The sequence below is a fragment of the Sorangium sp. So ce590 genome (genome assembly GCF_051521365.1).
Lineage (GTDB): Bacteria > Myxococcota_A > Polyangia > Polyangiales > Polyangiaceae > Sorangium.
Map to the genome: position 1 here is coordinate 10,782,683 of NZ_CP150346.1, position 17,757 is coordinate 10,800,439.

13 protein-coding genes and 2 tRNA genes are annotated in these 17,757 nt (G+C 72.5%); 7 read left to right on the plus strand and 8 right to left on the minus strand.

Annotation, left to right across the window (positions count from 1 at the left end; all coding sequences use genetic code 11):
- Positions 1-522, plus strand: coding sequence for a M17 family peptidase N-terminal domain-containing protein (locus tag WMF28_RS40930; protein ID WP_437599152.1), 522 nt, complete (start codon positions 1-3; stop codon positions 520-522).
- A gap of 19 nt (positions 523-541) precedes the next feature.
- Here the strand turns inward: WMF28_RS40930 and WMF28_RS40935 are convergent, their stop codons facing one another.
- The 5 genes from WMF28_RS40935 to WMF28_RS40955 all read right to left on the minus strand — a co-directional run bounded on the left by WMF28_RS40935 (position 542) and on the right by WMF28_RS40955 (position 10,254).
- The gene (locus WMF28_RS40935) at positions 542-2,608 is read right to left on the minus strand and encodes an ATP-binding protein (RefSeq protein ID WP_437599153.1); all 2,067 of its coding nucleotides are present in this window, start codon (positions 2,606-2,608) and stop codon (positions 542-544) included.
- A gap of 673 nt (positions 2,609-3,281) precedes the next feature.
- A complete protein-coding gene (locus WMF28_RS40940) occupies positions 3,282-5,645 on the minus strand; it encodes a Lon protease family protein (protein WP_437599154.1) in 2,364 nt (787 codons plus the stop codon).
- A 113-nt stretch (positions 5,646-5,758) separates the two neighbouring features.
- Positions 5,759-6,754 (minus strand): universal stress protein, encoded by a 996-nt coding sequence (locus WMF28_RS40945; RefSeq protein WP_437599155.1) that lies wholly within the window; start codon positions 6,752-6,754, stop codon positions 5,759-5,761.
- A complete protein-coding gene (locus WMF28_RS40950; RefSeq protein ID WP_437599156.1) occupies positions 6,748-9,756 on the minus strand; it encodes a glycoside hydrolase family 65 protein in 3,009 nt (1,002 codons plus the stop codon). Before WMF28_RS40950 ends, WMF28_RS40945 begins: the two co-directional genes overlap by 7 nt.
- A 90-nt stretch (positions 9,757-9,846) precedes the next feature.
- Entirely contained in the window at positions 9,847-10,254 is a 408-nt protein-coding gene (locus tag WMF28_RS40955; RefSeq protein WP_437599158.1) for a response regulator, read from the minus strand.
- 319 nt (positions 10,255-10,573) lie between these two features.
- Between WMF28_RS40955 and WMF28_RS40960 the strand changes: the two genes are divergently transcribed.
- Positions 10,574-11,236, plus strand: a complete 663-nt coding sequence (locus WMF28_RS40960; protein ID WP_434043867.1) for a response regulator — start codon at positions 10,574-10,576, stop codon at positions 11,234-11,236.
- 36 nt (positions 11,237-11,272) lie between these two features.
- Here the strand turns inward: WMF28_RS40960 and WMF28_RS40965 are convergent, their stop codons facing one another.
- Positions 11,273-11,884, minus strand: coding sequence for a pentapeptide repeat-containing protein (locus WMF28_RS40965; protein WP_437599159.1), 612 nt, complete (start codon positions 11,882-11,884; stop codon positions 11,273-11,275).
- Positions 11,885-11,937: 53 nt separating this feature from the next.
- On the opposite strand from WMF28_RS40965, the gene WMF28_RS40970 reads away from it, so the two are divergent.
- Positions 11,938-12,822: an alpha/beta fold hydrolase gene (locus WMF28_RS40970; protein ID WP_437599160.1), complete on the plus strand. Its 885-nt coding sequence runs from the start codon at positions 11,938-11,940 to the stop codon at positions 12,820-12,822.
- A 100-nt stretch (positions 12,823-12,922) separates the two neighbouring features.
- The gene (xth, locus tag WMF28_RS40975; protein ID WP_437576560.1) at positions 12,923-13,732 is read left to right on the plus strand and encodes an exodeoxyribonuclease III; all 810 of its coding nucleotides are present in this window, start codon (positions 12,923-12,925) and stop codon (positions 13,730-13,732) included.
- Positions 13,733-13,745: 13 nt separating this feature from the next.
- Here the strand turns inward: xth and WMF28_RS40980 are convergent, their stop codons facing one another.
- Positions 13,746-14,870 carry a penicillin-insensitive murein endopeptidase gene (locus WMF28_RS40980; protein ID WP_437599161.1) on the minus strand — a complete coding sequence of 375 codons (1,125 nt, stop codon included), beginning with the start codon at positions 14,868-14,870 and terminating at the stop codon, positions 13,746-13,748.
- Between the two features lie 291 nt (positions 14,871-15,161).
- Here WMF28_RS40980 and WMF28_RS40985 point away from each other — a divergent pair.
- The 3 genes from WMF28_RS40985 (at position 15,162) to WMF28_RS40995 (ending at position 16,024) form a co-directional block, all read left to right on the plus strand.
- Positions 15,162-15,235, plus strand: a tRNA-Arg gene (locus WMF28_RS40985).
- Positions 15,236-15,313: 78 nt separating this feature from the next.
- A tRNA-Lys gene (locus tag WMF28_RS40990) sits at positions 15,314-15,386 on the plus strand.
- Between the two features lie 395 nt (positions 15,387-15,781).
- Positions 15,782-16,024 carry a hypothetical protein gene (locus WMF28_RS40995; RefSeq protein ID WP_437599162.1) on the plus strand — a complete coding sequence of 81 codons (243 nt, stop codon included), beginning with the start codon at positions 15,782-15,784 and terminating at the stop codon, positions 16,022-16,024.
- Positions 16,025-16,192: 168 nt separating this feature from the next.
- Here the strand turns inward: WMF28_RS40995 and ilvA are convergent, their stop codons facing one another.
- Complete coding sequence (gene ilvA, locus WMF28_RS41000; RefSeq protein WP_437599163.1) at positions 16,193-17,707, minus strand: threonine ammonia-lyase, biosynthetic; 1,515 nt, start codon at positions 17,705-17,707, stop codon at positions 16,193-16,195.
- Between the last annotated feature and the right edge of the window lie 50 nt (positions 17,708-17,757).

Below are 17,757 nucleotides of genomic sequence, written 5' to 3' on the forward strand. Positions count from 1 at the left end.
GTGGAGCTCCGGTTCATCTCCCCCGACCTGCAGAGCCTCGACGAGCTCGACTCCGAGGTGCTCGCGTGCGCCCCCTTCAGCGACGCGCTGCCCGCCCACGGCGTGGCCGGCCTCTGCGACTGGCGGCTCGGCGGCCGGCTCTCGGAGCTGAGGCGGCAGGGCCTGATCACCTGCGAGCTCGGCGAGGTCGTGATGATCCCGTGCAAGCCGCGCATGGCCTTCGACAAGCTCGTCCTGTTCGGCGCCGGCCGGCGCGACGCGTTCGACGAGGCGATCTTCCGCGAGGTCGTGCGCCGGATGCTCGCGACGATGGGCGGGCTCTGCACGCGCGTCGCCGTGGTGGAGCTGCCGGGGCGGCACGACGGGCTCATCCCCGCCGAGCAGGCGGCCGACGCGCTCCTCGACTGCGCGGGCAGGGAGCGCGGCGACAACGTGTGGACGCTGGTCGAGCGCGCCGAGGGCCGGCAGCAGATCACGCAGCACATGATCGAGCAGCGCCGCCGGGTGCGGCGGGTGCTGTAGCGCGCGCGGCGCGGGCGCGTCAGGCGAGCGTCTTCGGCAGGTCGACGGTGAACGTCGCCCCGTCGCCCGGGCGGCTGTCGACCTCGATCGTCGCCCCGAGCGCGTCGGCGATCTGCCGCACGATCCACAGCCCCATGCCGAAGCCGCTGTAGTTCTCGCTGGAGACGGCGCGCTCGAAGCGCTCGAAGATGCGGGCCTGCTGGTCCGGCGCGATGCCGATGCCGCGATCCCGCACCACCAGGCGGGCGCGATCCCCGAGGTCCCGGACCGCGACGTCGATGGGCTTGCCGGCGCCGTACTTGATGGCGTTCGAGAGGAGGTTCGTGACGATCTGATCGAGGCGCAGGCGGTCCCACCGGCCGACGATCGAGGCGGAGGCCGACAGGTCGACCGGGCAGCCCGCCGCGGAGAGCTCGTCGCGGAACCGATCCAGCACGTCGTTCACCGTGGCCGCCAGATCGACGTCCTCGAGCTCGATCTGCAGGCGGCCCGCGGAGATGCGCGAGATGTCGAGCAGGTTCGTGATGAGCCGGGCGAGCCGCTCGACCTGCCGCTTGATCATCTCGAGCCGCGGCGTCGCGCGCTCGGCCGTGAGATCGCCGCGCTTGCCGGCGCGCAGCAGGCCGTCGACCTGCAGCTGCATGGGCGTGAGCGGCGTGCGGAGCTCGTGGGAGGCGATCGTGAGAAACTCGTCGCGCGCGCGCACGGCGAGCTTCGCCTCGCGGTAGAGCCGGGCGTTGTCGACGGCCAGGGCCGCGCGCCGCGCGAGATCCTGCGCGAGATCGAGATCGACGGCGTCGTAGCGCCGGTGGGTCGAGGCGAACGAGAGCGTGCCCAGCGTCCGGCCGCGCGCGGTCAGCGGGACCGCGAGGTGCGAGGCGAGGGAGAGCGAGCGCAGCGCCTCGTAGTGCGCCTGATCGAAGGAGATCGCGCGGACGAACGAGTCGGTCACCCGGGGGATGAGCTCCGGCTGCGCCGTGCGCAGGACCTTGCCGATCCCGCGCCCGGCGGAGTCGGCCGTGAGCTTGCCGAGGAGCTCGGTCGCCGCCGCCATCGATTGATCCGCGTGGGCGGTCACCTGCCGCTCGAGCGCGCCGGACTCGTCCTGCAGGAGGAGCACGCAGATCTGGGCGAAATCAGGGAGCGCGACGCGGACCACGCGCCGCAACGTCTCCTCGAAGTCCAGCGACTCGCCGAGGATCTGCCCGGCCGAGACGAGGATGCGCTGCGCCTCGTGGACCCGGCGGCGCTCGGTCACGTCGCGGGTGACCTTCGCGAAGCCGCGCAGGCGCCCGGCCTCGTCGAAGAGGACGCTGATCACCTCGTTCGCCCAGTAGCGCGTGCCGTCCTTGCGGACGCGGTAGCCCTCCTGGACCGAGCGGCCGGTCTCCACCGTGCACTCGAGCTCCGCGGCGGGCCTGCCGAGCTCGATGTCCTCCGGCGGGAAGAGGACCGAGCAGTGACGGCCGAGGATCTCGTCCTCGCGGTAGCCGTTGATCCGCTCGGCGCCCGGGTTCCAGCTGGCGATGCGGCCCGCGGGATCGAGCATGAAGATGGCGTAGTCCTGCACGCCCTCGACGATGAGGCGGAACCGCTCCTCGCTCTGCTTGAGGCGCCGGTCGGCGCGCGCCTCGGCCGCCTCCATCTCCCGGCGCAGGAGGAGCTCGCGCATCCTGCGGTTCTCGTCCTCGTAGTGCTTGCGGCGCAGCTGCGCGCGCAGGCGCGCCTTGAGCACGGTGAGCTCGCCCGTCTTCGTGACGAAGTCGTCGGCGCCGGCCGAGAGGGCGTCGAGGATCGCCTTGTGGTCGTCCCGGCCGGTGAGCATGAGGAGCGGGATCGACCGCCACGCGGCGTTCGCCTTGATGCGGAGGCACGTGGCCGGACCCGACAGCCCCGGCATCACCATGTCGAGCAGGATCCCGTCGACGCGCGCCGCCGTGAGCCGCGCGAGCGCCTCCTCCCCCGAGTGGGCGAGCACCGCGACGTAGCCCTCGTCGCGCATCGCCGCCGCGACCTGGTGCAGGTACGTGGGGCTGTCGTCCACGATGAGGATGCGATGAGGCGGGTTGTCCGACGGGTGGATCATGGGAGCCTCCCAGGCAGGCTCCGGTCAGCGAGGGCAGCCGCCACGGCGGACCGCACGGTCGTGGCTGAACCGGCGCTGCACCCGCCGATGCCCCCCCGCGGCGCCCCCACCCTCATTGGCCACCCGTGCAGGTTGGCATGCCTTCTCCCCCGGCCGTCGTGAGAAGCCTACCTGGCCCGATGCATTTTGCGTACAGCATCCTTTTTCTACCAGACGCCAACCGCTCGCAACGTTGCACCCCCCACGGTCCACCGGAATCCCAGCCACGAGCCCACCCGATCGTCCGGGCGGGCTGGGCTGCCCACAAGCAGCATACGGGCGTTTCTGTACGGTGAATCAGGCAAATGGCGATTGACAGTCGCCCAGTCGGCTGAATTTGGTGCCCAGTCGGCCGACTCGATGCCTTCTGGAGAATCGCGGCTCCACGGCGCTGCGCGCGCCTCGACGAGTGCGCGGCGCGAGGCGGAGCTCACCGCCTCTCCGGAGCCTCGGGTGAAGCGCTGAGCTGCGGGGGTCGGCGAGAGACGGCCCGGAGAGCGAGAGTCCGTCACTTCTCGTCGATGAGCCCGATCATCCGGCGGGCTCATCGGGCGGACCGGCGGCGCGCGCGACCTGGTCGGGGCGGACCGCGGCCGGCTCGAAGCGCTGCGACGACGCCAGCATGGGGGCCTCCTCAGCGACCCCGGAGCATGCTCCGGGGATCCGCGCTCGGCCCCCCTCTCATCGTGTCGGCGATCGCCTGGTGGAAGCGCTCGAGCCGCTGGTCCGCCGCGTGGAATACGGTCCCCTCCGGATACCTCCCTTCCGCGTCGGCGACGCCCGCCGGGACGCCGGTGATGATCTCGATGCCCTCCTCGACCGAGCTCACCTCGAACACGTGGAAGCGGCCGGCCTCGATCGCCGTGATGACGTCGCCCCGCAGCATGAGCGCGTCGCGGTTGGCGCTCGGGATCAGCACGCCCTGCTCGCCCGTCAGGCCCTTGGCGGCGCACAGATCGAAGAAGGCCTCGATCTTCTCGTTGATGCCGCCGACGGGCTGGATGCTCCCCTGCTGGTCGATGCTGCCCGTCGCGGCGAGCTCCTGCAGGATCGGGACGCCGGAGAGCGCCGACAGGAGCGCGTACAGCTCGCTCGACGAGGCGCTGTCGCCCTCGATCGGCTCGTAGGTCTGCTCGAAGACGAGCGAGGCCCCGAACGACAGCGGGCGGCGCTGGGCGAACCGGTCCGCGAGGAAGCCCGTGAGGACGAGCACGCCCTTGCTGTGGAGCGGGCCGGACATCTCGACCTCGCGCGCGATGTTCACCGGGCCCTCGCGGCCCGGGTAGACGACCGCCGTCACCCGGCAGGGGCGGCCGAACGTCTGCGGGCCGTCCGACAGGACCGAGATCGCGTTGACCTGCCCGACGCGCCGGCCGGTCACGTCGATGCGGATCGTCCCGTCGGAGAGCATCTCGTGCACGTGGTCGCGGAAATGGCTGCCGCGGCGGCGGGCCGACTCGAGCGCCTCGTTGACCTCGGGGCCGTCGATGACCTTGCGGCCGCGGCGCTGGGCCCGGTAGCCGGCCTCGGTCGCGACCTCGGCGATGATCCCGAGCTGCGCGCTCACCTTGGTCTGGCTCTCCGCGAGCCGGCCGCCGTGGAAGAGGAGCGCGGTCACGCCGTCGGCCGTGATCGGCGGCAGGCCGCGATCGTGCGCGAAGCCGGCGAGGAACACGGGGTAGGTGAGCAGCGCCTGGTCGAGCGAGATCGTCGTCTCGAAGCGCGCCTGCACCTTGAAGAGCTGCGAGAACTCGGGATCGGCGTCGTGCAGGTCCTGGTAGAGCTGCGGGTTCGTGACGAGGACGACCTTCACGTCGATCGGGATCGGCGGGAAGAGCAGCTCCTCCGAGGTGCCGCGGAAGTACGACGGGTTGTGCTCGGGCACGATGAACTTGCCGGCGAGGAGGCAGGCCTTGAGCTGCTCGTAGAGCGCCTCGTTCTTGAGGAGCGCGCCCGCGGGCAGGATGAGGAAGCCGCCGGCCGCCTCGTGGAGCGCGCCCGCGACGGCGAAGCCAGGCTCCGGCGGGAAGCCGGAGTCGGGCGGCGCGTGGGTGCGGCCGAAGAGGGCGCTCAGCGTGGGGTAGGGGACCTCCACGACGGGGGCGCCGGAGTCGGGCGTGTGCTCGGTGAGCAGCGTCGGGACGACCACGCCGCGCGGCAGGGTGCCGCCGCCCTCCTCGCCGCGCGCCTCGTCGACGAGCAGGCGGAACTCCTTCGACACGACCGTCTCGACGTCCGCGAGGAAGGCGCTGATGTCGTCGCGCCCCTCGAAGCGCGCGCGCACCGGCTGGAAACAGCCCTTCACGCCGTCGCTGAGCAGCTGCTTCACGACGCCGCGCAGCTCGACGTCGGCCTCGTCCTGCACCGTGGCGAGCCGCATCTCGAACTCCTCGATGGAGCCGGCGATGGTGAGCAGGGCCTCGCTGTCCGGCGAGGTCGAGGCGTCCTGGATCGAGGTGATCTGCACCTCGTCGTCGCCGCGGACGAGGTCGAGGCCGAGCTCGCGCGCCGCGGACTTGAGCTGCTCCTCGAGCCGCCGCTCCTCCGCGTTGACCCGGCGCTGGATCTTGCCGCGCGCCTGCTTGAAGCGCTCGCCCTCGGTCGCGCCGCGCAGGGCGTCGACGAGCTTCTCGTGGAGCTCCTCCATCGCCTCGACGAAGGGGCGCCCCTCGCCCGGGGGGAGCGACAGGACCGTCGGCTCGCTCGGGCGGTGGGGGTTCGGCAAGAGGAGGATGTCGTCGGGCGTGGGGCGGCTCGCGGCGATGCGCTTCGCGACGGCGCGGGCGCAGAACGTGCGGCCCGTGCCCGGCGCGCCGACGACGACGACGTGGAAGCGGGGCTGGCGGATGTCGAGACCGAAGGCGAGCGCGGCGAGGGCGCGCTCCTGCGAGCCGATGCCTGCAGACAGCGGCGCGACCTCCTCCGTCGAGGAGAAGCGGAAGCTCTGGGGCTCGACGATCTTGCGGCACTCGCTGGCGGGCAGCTTCCGGGAGACCATGGCGGCGCACGATAGCGCCTTTCGCCGCTCGTTGGCGTGGCGCCCGACCGGCGGGGCGCCGGCGCGCCGATCCGCGCCGGCGAGCGCGCCGGAGCGCGCGCGGGGAGCGCGCTCTATCGCCGCAGGACCATCACCGGGCAGGGGGCGCCGCAGAGCACGTCGCGGAAGACGCCGCCGTGGTGATCCTCGAGCTGCCCGTGCCAGACCAGCACCACGAGATCGCTCGCCAGCTGGCCGGCGAACCGCAGGATCTCGGCCGCCGGCTCGCCCTTGCCGAGGAAGAACCGCGTGGCGACGTCGTGGGGGCAGTGGCCGATCGCGCTCAGGAACCGGCCCAGGAACTCCTCGGTGAACGCGGGCCACTCATGGTGGGGCTGGTCGACGTACAGCGGCGCCACCATCGCGCCCGGCTCGGAGGGCGCCGGCGCCGAGACGGGCGGTGCGTCGTCGTCGGCCTCCTTCCGCGGCGAGGCGCAGCCGACCATCACGATGTCGAGCTCGGCGCCGAGCCTGCGGGCGAGCTCTCCGGCGGGGGCGATGGCGGCGGCCGTGCTGGGGGTCCCGTCGAGCGGCAGGAGGATGCGCTCCAGCCGCGACGACGACCGGGTCGCCGGGCCGATGACGACGACCCCGTAGGCGGCGGCCTCCAGCGCGCGCGCGGCGAGCCGGCCGACGCCCAGGCGCTCGTCCAGGAGCTCCTCCGGCTCGGAGGCCACCACCACGATCGAGGCCCCGTGGCCCCTCGCCGCCAACGCGAGCGCGCCCGGCGGATCCTCGCTCGCCGCGACCTGCAGCACCACGCCCTGCAGCGCCTCCGGGGCGACCCCGAGGTGGGCGGGCACCTCGCTCGCGTCAATCGGCTCGAAGCAGACGAGGAGCCCGTGCAGCGGCGCCTGGAACGCGCCGGCGATGATCCGCCCGAGCCCGAGGGCGTCGAGGTGGGCGCGGCGGCCGTGGAGCGCGACGAGCACGTTCCTGCTCCGCGCGCCGCTCTCCGGCGAGGCCTCGTCGCCCCCCTCGCGCGCCCCGATCAACGGCTCGGCCTCGGCGGCCGGCCCGGACAGCGCCCCGCGTTCGCCGAGAGACCCATCGCGCACAGCGCTCAGCATGTCGTGACCTCCTCCCATGGCTGGAACCGGCCGCCGATCCGCCGCGTGGCATAGCGGCGCCCCGGCTCGGCCAGCACGGCCGAGGCGGGCGCGCCCGCGTCCAGCTGGCCGATCGGCAGCGGCGCGCTCCCCTCGAGCGCGACCTCCACCGCGCCGTCCTCCACGTGGATCTCGAGCGCGCGCCCTCGCCAGAAGATCGGGATCTTGAGGTGCCGCCAGCCCGGAAGCAGGTGCGGCTCGATGGCGATCGCCTCGTCCTCGCCCGCGCTGGGCGGCGCGTGAGGGAGCTGCTGCGAGAGCGCGCTCCGCGGCACCCGCGTGACGCCGGCGACGCCGAACGCGACCGCCTGCCAGAGGCTGCCCATCGCGGCGATGTGCACGCCTACCGCGGCGTTGCCCATCGTGTTGCTAAGATCGATGTCGGCGGTCTGGTCGAAGTAGCGCTCGGCGTGCGCGTGGAGATCGAGCCGGGCGGCGACGAGCGCGTGCATGCCCGGGCTCAGCGAGCTCCCGTGGGCGGTGCGCGGCTCGTAGTAGAGGAAGTTGTCGCGCCGAGCGCCCGCGGGCACCGCGCTCCAGAGCAGCGCGAGGAGCTGCACGACGTCTGCCTGCTTCACCACCTGGCAGGCCTGCGTCCGCTCGCGCCCGAGCAGCACGTCGATCGGCGCGCTGCGCACGGCGTAGTCGGCGATCGAGAACGGCTCGAGGCGGAAGTAGCCCGCGAACTGCTCGATCAGGCCCGTGCGCGGGTCGATCCCGAGGACCATGCGATCCGCGACGTCGCGAAAGCGGTCGACCTCCTCGGGCCGGAGGTCGAGCCGCGCGAGCACGTCGCCCCGCGCGACGCCGCGCCGGACGACGTCCGCGGCGGCGCGGAGGTTGTACCGCGCCATCCAGTTCGTGAACGCGTTGTCGTCGACGGCCTCGTGGTACTCGTCCGGCCCGATGACCCGCCGGATGTGGGCGAGGCCGTCCGCCCCGATCTCGGCGCGGCTCGCCCAGAAGCGCGCGGTCTCGATGAGGATCTCGGCCCCCTCGCCGCGCTCGAAGTCGAGATCGCCGGTCGCGCGGCCGTAAGCGTGCGCCGCGTAGGCGACGTCGGCGCTGATGTGGTGCTCCTGCTCGCCGGAGAGCACCCGGGTCACCTCGCCGAACGGCGTGACGACGAGCGGCGGCGTCGTCTCGTCGCCCGTGTCCGCCGACTCCCACGCGTAGAGGGCGCCCTCGTAGCCGAGCGCCTTCGCCTTGCGGCGCGCGCCCGCCAGGGTGCGGTGCCTGTACAGCATCAGCGCGCGCGCGGCCTCGGGGTAGCAGTGCGTGTAGAAGGGGACGAGGAAGATATCGGTGTCCCAGAAGACGTGGCCGCGGTACGCCTCCCCGCTGAGCGCGCGCGCGCCGATGGAGCAGCGCGGGTCGTCCGGGTTCGCGGCGCCGATGAGGTGGTACAGGGCGAACCGGAGCGCCCGCTCGATCTTCGGAGCGCCGTCGATCTCGACGTCGGCGCGGCGCCAGCGCTCTGCCCACGCGCGCGCGTGCTCGCCGAGCACGTCGTCCATGGCGCGCCGCGAGAGCTCCGCCTGGAGCGCCTCGCCCGCCTCGCGCGGCGCGGGCGCTTCGCGCGACGTGTGCAGCGTCGTCGTCCGGAAGAGGCGGCGCGGCTCGGCGACGCGGACGCTGATGTCGCAGCGCTCGGCGATGGAGCGCGCGCCCTCGGTGCGCTCGCAGCACGCGCCCTCCCCGGCCTCGGGCGGGGGCGAGCCCTCGGCGGCCTGCCCCGGGAGCACGCGCAGGTGCGAGGTCATCGCGGTCTCGAGCCCGCCGCGCGTGTGCCCGACGAGGAGCAGGCTGTCCGCGCTCGCGTCCGCCGTGAAGCGCTCCCAGTGCGCCGCGCCGCTCGCGCTCTTCACGTCGCCGCTCAGGATCGCGTCGACGCGGATCGTGCCGGTGAAGTTCAGGGGGGCGACGCTGAGCGCCTCGACGAGGACATGGCGGTTCGCGAGCGACGCCGCGTGGAGCGTGTGCAGGTGCGTGAGGTGCCCCGCCTCGCCGCGCCGCAGGCACTCGCGCAGCAGCACGCCGCGCCGCATGTCGAGCGCGCGGAGGTGGTGCAGCACGCCGCTCGTCTCCGCGGAGAACGACTCGCCCTCGATGGTGACGCTCAGCCGGCCCCAGTCGGGGGCGATCACGAGCTCCGGGACGCGGCTCACGTCGGCCGAGGGCTCGAATGCGCCCGCGATGAACGTCGCCGGCCGCGACACGCGCGAGCCCTCCGGGAGCGACGCGCGCGAGCCGATGTAGCCGTTGGCGATCGCGAGCAGCGACTCGATCTCGTGCTCGCGCGCCACGTCGAACCCCGGCTCCTCGATGGACCACGCGGCGTCGCGCGGCGCCGCGAGCGGGCCGAGCTCCCGGTCGAGCTCGCGCTGGAGCGCGAGGATCTCGCCGAGCCGCTGCGCGCCGGCCGTCGCGTGGATCGCGCCGGCGAGCTCGGGCGCGTCGCGCAGCCCGCGGGCGTCCGCGGCCGGCGCGCCCCCGCCCGGGTCCGGCGAGATCGCGAGCCAGTCGTGCCGCGCGATGCGGAGCGGCGCGATCACCTGCGCGAGCAGCGCGGCGACCGCGGAGCGCCCGTGCGGCTCCGCCCTGTCGACCAGCGCGATCGCGGCGCCGCGGCGATCGAAGCCGTAGAGCTCCGCGCCCCCGAGCGCGCCGACGAAGAGCCGCCTGCGGTTCTCCGGCCGCACGACGCGCTCGAGCCGCCGCGCGAGGTGGGGCACGCCCTCGCGGGCGAGGAGCGCCACGCGCGCCCCCACCGCGAGCAGCGCCGCAGCCGCGTCGGCCGCCTCCGGGAGGAGGCTCGCGTCGATCGCGATGAAGCGGAAGCGGTGGTGCAGCTCGGCCGGCAGCCTGGTCGCGGCCGCCGGCGGGCTCGCGAGGCCCGGGCTGCCCGGCCCGCCTCGCGTGAGGGCAGGCGGCCCGGCGGCGCTGTCTAGGAGTGACGACATCCCCGGCTTCCCCCGGGGACCACGGTACGCGAGGAGCGTGCCGCCGCGCCTGTGCAGGCCGGGAGCAGGGAGGGGCGCGGCGGCGGTGGGCTAGCGCTGCACGGTGCCGGTCAGCCGAGCGAGCACCACGAGGAGGCGGTCGACGTCGAACGGCTTCGCGAGCACGCCGGCCACGGCGCCGCGAATGCTGGGCTCGCTCACCCCGGAGAGCAGGAGGACTGGCACCTCGACGCCCGCCGCGGCGAGCGCGGCGAGGAACTCATCGCCGGTCATCTCGGGCATCACGTAGTCGAGCAGCACGGCCCGCGGCCGGTCGCCGCGGGCGAGACGATCGAGCGCCTCCAGCGGTCGTGTGAACCCCTGAACGCGGTAGCCCTCGTCGGAGAGCAGGTCCATCAGCGATTCGACGAGCGCGGGGTCGTCGTCGACGATGAAGATCTCCGCGCGCGCGAGCGGCGAGGCGCCGGCCAGGCATGGAGAAGGGCCTGGCGAGCTCATCCAATTCCTCTCGATCGCTGGCCTTTTCGGCGCATGAGACGCGCAAAGGATAACAGACGGCCGCCGCGACGGCATGGGGCATGCCGCGGCGTCGCGTCGTGGCGCCTCCCACGCCGCAGATCTCCACTGAGCTCCGAAACTCGCTCAGGACGGAGTTTTCCTTATCAATTGGGCTTGCCGCCGCGCCGTTGCTTGCAGATCGTTGAGCACCTGATACCCCTGTAAGGTTCCTCCCAGGACGACCCGAGCAGCTTGACTTGGACTGCTTGCGGGTATCGAATTGTGGCCCGAAGGACACTCCAATCCCCCTGTGGTCATCATGGCGGAAACCCCTGCTAGCAAGCTGCACATTTATCTGATCGACGATCATCCGGTCGTCCGCGAAGGCTTCGCTCGAGCGCTCTCGGACGAGCCCGACATGGTCGTCGTGGGCCAGGCCGGGACAGCAGCCGACGCCTTGCGCGAAACGGCGAGCTGCAAGCCGGACGTGGTGCTTGTCGATCTCAACATCCCCGACCGGGACGGCATCGAGCTGCTCGGGGCGCTGAGAGCGCAGCTGCCGCAGGCGAAGCTGCTCGTGCTGAGCGGCTACGACGACGAGTTCCGCGTCGCCGAGGCGCTGCGCGCCGGGGCGCAGGGATACCTCGTGAAGACCTCGAAGCTCGAGGAGGTCGTCGAGGGCATCCGCCGGATCGCGACGGGCGGCGCGCCGCTGTCCTCGAGCATCGCGGGCGCGGTCGTGCGGGCGATGCGCAAGCCGGCGAGCGAGGGCTCCGGCGGCCTCGACGCGCTGACGCCGCGCGAGCGCCAGGTGCTCCGGCTGCTCGCGGCCGGCGTGTCGACGCGCGAGACGGCCGCGCGGCTCACGATCAGCCCGAAGACGGTGGAGACCCACCGCGTGCGCATCTACGCGAAGCTCGGATGTAAGAGCGCGGTCGAGCTGACCCGCATCGCGGTCCGCACCGGGCTCATCGAGGCGTAGTCCGGCCGCTGTCACGGCGCGGGCGCGCGCCCCCTCTCACTTCGTGGGAGCGGGGCGTTTCGATTTCCGCCTCCCCGGAGGCGCCAAGCTCGCGCTCGCTCGGCGCTTCGCGTCCTCGAGCAGGCGATCGATCCGCACGCCGTCGATGGTGAGCCCATCGATCTTGCAGCCGACGATCGTGACGTCGCGGAGGTCCGACGCCTCGATCCGAGCGCCGCGCAGGCTCGCGCCGGACCACCGGGTCTCCGCGGCGTCGGTGTCGTCGATGCGTGCGCCGCGCAGGTCCACGTCATCGAGCTCGGCCTTCGCGAGGGCGACGTTGTGGAGGCGTGCGCCGCGCAGGTCGACGTCGTCGAGCTCGGCCGCCGCGAGCGCGGCATTGTGGAGGCGTGCGCCGCGCAGGTCGACGTCGTCGAAATCGGCCTTCGTGAGGGCGACGTTGTGGAGGCGCGCGCCGCGCAGGTCGACGTCGTCGAAATCGGCCTTCGTGAGGGCGACGTTGTGGAGGCGCGCGCCGCGCAGGTCGACGTCGTCGAAATCGGCCCCGGTGAGCGTCGATCCATGAAAGCGCTCCGGCCTCGGCGGCTGGACGACCTGGTCCTCCGCGGCGTCCGCGCTCGCCGGCGCGATGGGGGGCTTCTTGACCATGGAGCCATGCTAGCGCTAGGCGCAGGCCGCGCGCTTGCGCCGCCCGGAGAGCCATGAACGCCCACGCCGCCTTCGTGCCCCACCACGCCCTCGTCACCGCGCCCGCCGCGGCGCCTGCCCGCTGGATGCTCGTGCTGCACGGCATCTTCGGCTCCGGCGCCAACTGGCGCACCTTCGTCCGGCGCCTCGCCGACGCCCAGACCGCCGGCGGCGCGCCCGGCGCCGCGGCCCGGCCGTGGGGCTTCATCCTTGTCGACCTGCGGGCCCACGGCATGTCGCAGAGCCCGCCTGCGCCGCACACCATCGCGGCGGCGGCCGACGACCTGCTCCGGCTGGGCGACCGCCTCGGCCTCGATGTCCGCGGCGTCATGGGCCACTCGTTCGGCGGCAAGGTGGCCCTCGCCTACCTCGAGCGCCGGCCCGAGGGCATCGAGCGCGGCTTCCTCCTCGACGTCGATCCGAGCGCCAGGCCCGCCGGCGAGAGCGGCTCGGAGAGCCCCGGCGTGCTCGAGCTGCTCCGCGCGATCCCGCAGCCGATCGCGTCGCGCGAGGCGTTCCTGGAGGCGGTGCAGGCCGCCGGGTTGAGCCGCGGCATCGCCGAGTGGCTGGCGATGAACGTCCGCCGCGACGGCGACGGCTTTCGCATCCGGCTCGACCTCGACGTCCTGAACGAGCTGCTCACCGACTACTTCGCCCGCGATCTGTGGCACGTCCTGGAGGACCCGCCGGCGCCGCCCGGCCCGGGGGTCGAGGCGCGGCGCATCCATGTCGTCCTCGGCGGCAGGTCGGCGTCGATCCCGCCGGCGTCGCGCGCCCGCTTCGAGGCGCTCTCGGCGCGCGCGCCCTGGCTCTCGGTCCACGTCCTCCCGCGCGCCGGTCACTGGCTCCACGTCGACGATCCGGACGGCCTCTTCGACGTGATCCGGGCGGCCCTGTGACCGGCGCTCCCCTGTCCCCGGTGAACGGGGTGAACGGCGCGCGCGCCCCCGGATCCAGGCTTTCCGTCCTGCTGTCCATCCATTATCGGTGAGGGGACCCATGCGCATCGCGTCCTGGAACGTGAACTCCATCCGCACGCGGCTCGAGCAGCTCACGAGCTGGCTGGTCCGCGCCGCGCCCGATGTCGTCTGCATGCAGGAGACGAAGGTCGAGGACGGCAGCTTCCCCGAGGCCGCGCTCTCCGAGGTGGGCTACCGGTCGGTCATCTTCGGCCAGAAGTCCTACAACGGCGTCGCGATCGCCGCGCGCTTCGGCCTGTCGGTGGACGACGTGAAGAAGGGCCTCGACGGCGACGAGGAAGACGTCGCCCGGCGGATGCTGTCGGCCACGGTCGAGGGGATCCGGATCATCAACGTCTACGTGCCCAACGGGCAGGCGGTGGGCACGCCGGCGTTCGCCTACAAGCTCGCCTGGCTGGAGCGGCTCCGGCGCGAGCTCGAGGCGAGCTACCGGCCCGATCAGGAGATCCTGATCTGCGGCGACTTCAACGTGGCGCCCGAGGCCATCGACGTCGCCGAGCCGAAGAAGTGGGAAGGGCAGGTGCTCTTCCATCCGGACGAGCGGGCGGCGCTGGGTCGCCTGATGGAGTGGGGGCTCGTGGACGCGTTCCGCGCCTGTCACCCCGCCAAGGCGGCGTACAGCTGGTGGGATTACCGGATGGGCGCGTTCCGGCGCAACAAGGGCCTCCGGATCGACCTCGCGCTGCTGACGCGGCCGCTCGCCGCGCGATGCACCGATGTGTCGATCGACACGCGCCCGCGGGAGCTCCAGCGCCCTTCCGATCACGCGCCGGTCGTGGTGGAGCTCGCGGACGGCGCGGCGCCGCCCGGGGCCGTGCCGGCGGCCTGAGCGCGGCGGGGCGTCAGCGGGGGGCGTCCGCGGCGGCGGCGCTCGCTGACGGCGCGGACGAGGCGGCGGCGCCCACTGCCGGCGCGGACGCGGCGGCGGCGCCCGCTGCCGGCGCGGACGCGGCGGGCGCGCTGGCGTCGAGCGGCTTCTTCGCTTCGTCGGCGGCGCACGCCGGGCGGGCGAGCGACTCCTCGATGCAGGCGGCGCGCATCGACGGGGGGCACATCACGCGGATGTGGAAGTGGTCGTTGTGCAGATCGGCGTCCCTGGGGCTCATCATCGCGGCGGCGGCCCGGGTCCGGAGCTCCGCCGGGACGCGCTTCTTCGCGGCGTGGGCGAGCAGCCGCGCCTTCAGCGCGTCGGTCACGAACAGGTACTTGACCCTTGCCTGCCGGTCCTGGAGCAGCGCCTCGACGAGCGCCCAGTTGCGCTTGTCGTCGAACCGCGCCCCGGGGAGGCCGATGGCGTTGCCCCTGTCGTCGAACGCCACGAACCGGTCGGTGCGCAGCGTCCTGCCCTTCGAGTTCACGACGTAGAACCCGACGTCGACGTCGCGCCCCGTCTGGTGGGAGTTGTGCCCGTCGAGCGGGCCCCCCGTCCTGGCCGAGAGATCTCCGACGAGCAGCGCGGAGTCGCCGTGCTTCTTGGCCACCTGGAAGGCGGCGCGCCGCAGGGCCTTCACGAGCACGGGCAGCCCCCATGTCCTGGCGCCCTCGCGCGTCTTGAGGTGCCTCGACGACCGGAGCCGCACCGCGCCGGTCAACCGTCCCCGGTTGGGCGCCCCCTTCGACAGCAGCCTGTGCTCGTCGGCCTCGGCGGCGGTGCCGCGGCGCGCCGCGCGGGAGGTCTCGTCCCGCTTCGCCGCGCGCTTCTTGCTCGCGCGGTCCGCGGCCTTCCCCTTCGCCCCGGCGCTCCGTGCCGCCCGCGCTCCGCCCTCATCGCCGGCCGAGCTCCGGCGCGCGGCGGAGCGCTTGCCCTGCGGGCGCCTGTCCGGCTGCTGCTCCGCCGAGGCCGGCTGTGTGCTCGCCGGGGCGCCCAGGGCCGGCGTCGCGACCGAGAGCGCGAGCGCGAGAAGGAGCGCGGCGACAGGACCCCGGGAGGCGAAGCCGCGGCGAGAGAGCGGGCGAAGCAACGGCATGACCGGGGGCGGACCCTACCCGCGGCGCGGCGGGCAGAGAAATTCTTTCGCGGTCACACGCCGCCGGCGGCGAGGCGAGGCGAGGCGGAAGGCGTGGGCGCGAGGGGCGCTCCGCCGGCTGCGGCAGGTGGAGGTGCGCCGCGCCGCGCGGGCGAGCTCATGGGAGCGTCCGTCCAGGCTCACCGGAGACGGCGGCCTGAGAATTGCGCGTCAGGTCGCTTCATCGCCTTGACACAACGGCTCCGGTGCGGTTAGAAGCGTTCCGCGTGCCTCGCCGAGGGGCGCGCAGGAGCGCCCGTAGCTCAGCTGGATAGAGCGTCGGACTTCGAATCCGAAAGTCGCCTGTTCGAATCAGGCCGGGCGTACCGGGCTCAACGGACGACGCAAGCGATCCGGCCAGATCCCGGGACTGTTTCAGAATCCATCGGTTTGACAACTCATCCGGGCCATTAGCTCAATTGGTAGAGCAGTGGACTCTTAATCCATTGGCTGAAGGTTCAAGTCCTTCATGGCCCACCCGAGATGACTGAGGAGCCCTGGCCGCTGCGAGAAGCGGTTGGGACAGATGCTCGAAAGCCCGAGACCCCATGGGTCGCCGGGCTTTCGGCGTTCTGGGGTGCCCTTTTACCTGTCCGTCCGCTTCGGCTCACGGGCGCCGAACGGCGGGGGCAGCGTGCTCGCCCGACCGAGCCGCGTCCGGGCCTCCTCGCGTTCGGACGCTGGTCGTCCAGGCGCTGCGGGCGGCGGAGCTCGAAGTCCACGCCCACGATGATCACGTTGCGCAGGACACCCCCGACGCCGCGCGGCTCGTCGAGGTTGGCCGCCGCGGCTGGGCGTCCTGACCTCCGTGTCTGGCGGTGCGGCTCGGCTCGGGCCGCCGGTCGGAGGCTGTCGAGAGCCTCCCGGGAGAGTTGAAACTCAACCCGGAGGCTGTCGAGAGCCTCCCGGGAGAGTTGAAACTCAACCCGGAGGCTGTCGAGAGCCTCCCGGGAGAGTTGAAACTCAACCCGGAGGCTGTCGAGAGCCTCCCGGGAGAGTTGAAACTCGACCCGGAGGCTGCCGGGAGGGCTTTGCCTTGGATCCGGGTTCTTGGGCGGGGTTGCGAGGCGAGCGGGCGGCTTCTAACCAATCCGTCTGGTCCCTTCATCCATTGACTGAAGGTTCAAGTCCCTCATGGCCCACCCGAAATGATTGAAGAATGCAGCCAGCCCGAGAGGCCGGTTGCGACAGCCGGGACAGCGGCCGGGACAATCGAAGAAGCCGCACGGGACAGATGCTCGAAGGCCGGACGACCCAGGGGGTGTCGGGCTTTCAGCGGCTCATCACCTCAAGAACAGATGATAGGCCGCGTTCCTTGTCTCTTCGATGAACGGGTAACCGAGCGCGGTGAGAAAACGGTCGAACTCGTTGTATTCGGCCTCCGGGACCTGCAACGCGGCGAGGACTCGCCCGAAGGCGGCGCCGTGGTTGCGGTAATGGAACAGGCTGATGTTCCAGCGCCCGCCGATGTGCGTGAGGAATTGCATCAGCGCCCCGGGGCGCTCCGGGAACTCGAAGCGCAGGAGCCGCTCGTTGGCTGTCGGGGCGCGCCCGCCGACCATGTAGCGCACGTGCAACTTGGCCATCTCGTCCATGCTGAGGTCGATGACCGGAAGCTTTGCGTCGTGGAGGCGCTCCAGCACCTCGTCGCGCTGCTTGCGCCCGTGCGCCAGGCCCACGCCGACGAAGATCTGCGCCTCGTCCGCGCGTCCAAAACGATAATTGAACTCCGTGATGGTCGCGCGCCCGAGCAGCTGGCAGAACTCACGGAACGCGCCCGGTCGCTCCGGAATGGTGACCGCGAACAGCGCCTCGCGCTGCTCGCCCAGCTCTGCCCGCTCGACAACGTGCCGCAGGCGGTCGAAGTTCATGTTCGCACCGCTGAGGATCGCCACAAGCGTCTTTCCGTCCAGGCCTTCGCGCTCGACGTACGCCTTGAGTCCCGCGACCGCCAGCGCGCCCGACGGTTCGGCGATCGAGCGCGTGTCGTCGAAGATGTCCTTGATGGCGGCGCAGATGGCGTCGGTGTCCACCACGATCACGTCATCCACGCACCGCCGGGCGATGCGAAACGGCTCCTCGCCCACCTGACGGACCGCCACGCCGTCGGCGAACAGCCCGACCTGACTCAGCCGCACCCGCTCGCCCGCGTCGAGCGCCGCGCGCAGACTCGCGGCGTCGTCCGGCTCCACGCCGATGACCTTGATCTCGGGGTACAGGTGCTTGATATACGCGCCGATTCCGGCGATCAGCCCGCCGCCGCCCACGGGCACGAAGATGGCGTCCAGCGGTCCGCGATGCTGGCGCATGATCTCCATGGCGATGGTGCCCTGACCCGCGATCACGTCCGGGTCGTCGTACGGGTGCACGAAGGTCAGCCCCTCGCGCTCTTCGAGCGCCTTGGCGTGGGCGTAGGCTTCGTCGTAGGAATCCCCGATCAGCTCGATCTCCGCGCCGAGCGCACGCACGGCGTCGACCTTGATCCGGGGCGTCGTGGTCGGCATCACGATGCAGGCGCGGATGCCGAGCCGCTGAGCGGCCAGCGCCACCCCCTGCGCGTGGTTGCCCGCGGATGCGGCGATCACGCCGCGCGCCTTCTCGGCCGCGCTCAGCGAGGAGATCTTGTTGTAGGCGCCGCGCAGCTTGAAGGAGAAGACGGGCTGCAGATCCTCGCGCTTGATCAGCACGCGATTGCCCAGGCGCGCGGAGAGCCGCGGCGCATCCTCCAGGGGGCTTTCCTGGGCCACGTCGTAGACGCGGGCGCGCAGGATCCGCTCGAGATAACCGCTTGGGGTCATTGGGCGCCGAAACTACGGTCCTCCGCGCGCGTCGTCAACTCGCTCGTGGA

What these genes read in the sequence shown, in the direction of transcription:
- xth (WP_437576560.1), top strand. Translation starts at nt 12,923, where the DNA reads ATGCGCATCGCGTCCTGGAACGTGAACTCCATCCGCACGCGGCTCGAG.
- WMF28_RS40965 (WP_437599159.1), bottom strand. Translation starts at nt 11,884, where the DNA reads ATGGTCAAGAAGCCCCCCATCGCGCCGGCGAGCGCGGACGCCGCGGAG.
- WMF28_RS40945 (WP_437599155.1), bottom strand. Translation starts at nt 6,754, where the DNA reads ATGCTGAGCGCTGTGCGCGATGGGTCTCTCGGCGAACGCGGGGCGCTG.
- WMF28_RS40970 (WP_437599160.1), top strand. Translation starts at nt 11,938, where the DNA reads ATGAACGCCCACGCCGCCTTCGTGCCCCACCACGCCCTCGTCACCGCG.
- ilvA (WP_437599163.1), bottom strand. Translation starts at nt 17,707, where the DNA reads ATGACCCCAAGCGGTTATCTCGAGCGGATCCTGCGCGCCCGCGTCTAC.
- WMF28_RS40950 (WP_437599156.1), bottom strand. Translation starts at nt 9,756, where the DNA reads ATGTCGTCACTCCTAGACAGCGCCGCCGGGCCGCCTGCCCTCACGCGA.
- WMF28_RS40960 (WP_434043867.1), top strand. Translation starts at nt 10,574, where the DNA reads ATGGCGGAAACCCCTGCTAGCAAGCTGCACATTTATCTGATCGACGAT.
- WMF28_RS40955 (WP_437599158.1), bottom strand. Translation starts at nt 10,254, where the DNA reads ATGAGCTCGCCAGGCCCTTCTCCATGCCTGGCCGGCGCCTCGCCGCTC.
- WMF28_RS40935 (WP_437599153.1), bottom strand. Translation starts at nt 2,608, where the DNA reads ATGATCCACCCGTCGGACAACCCGCCTCATCGCATCCTCATCGTGGAC.
- WMF28_RS40940 (WP_437599154.1), bottom strand. Translation starts at nt 5,645, where the DNA reads ATGGTCTCCCGGAAGCTGCCCGCCAGCGAGTGCCGCAAGATCGTCGAG.
- WMF28_RS40980 (WP_437599161.1), bottom strand. Translation starts at nt 14,870, where the DNA reads ATGCCGTTGCTTCGCCCGCTCTCTCGCCGCGGCTTCGCCTCCCGGGGT.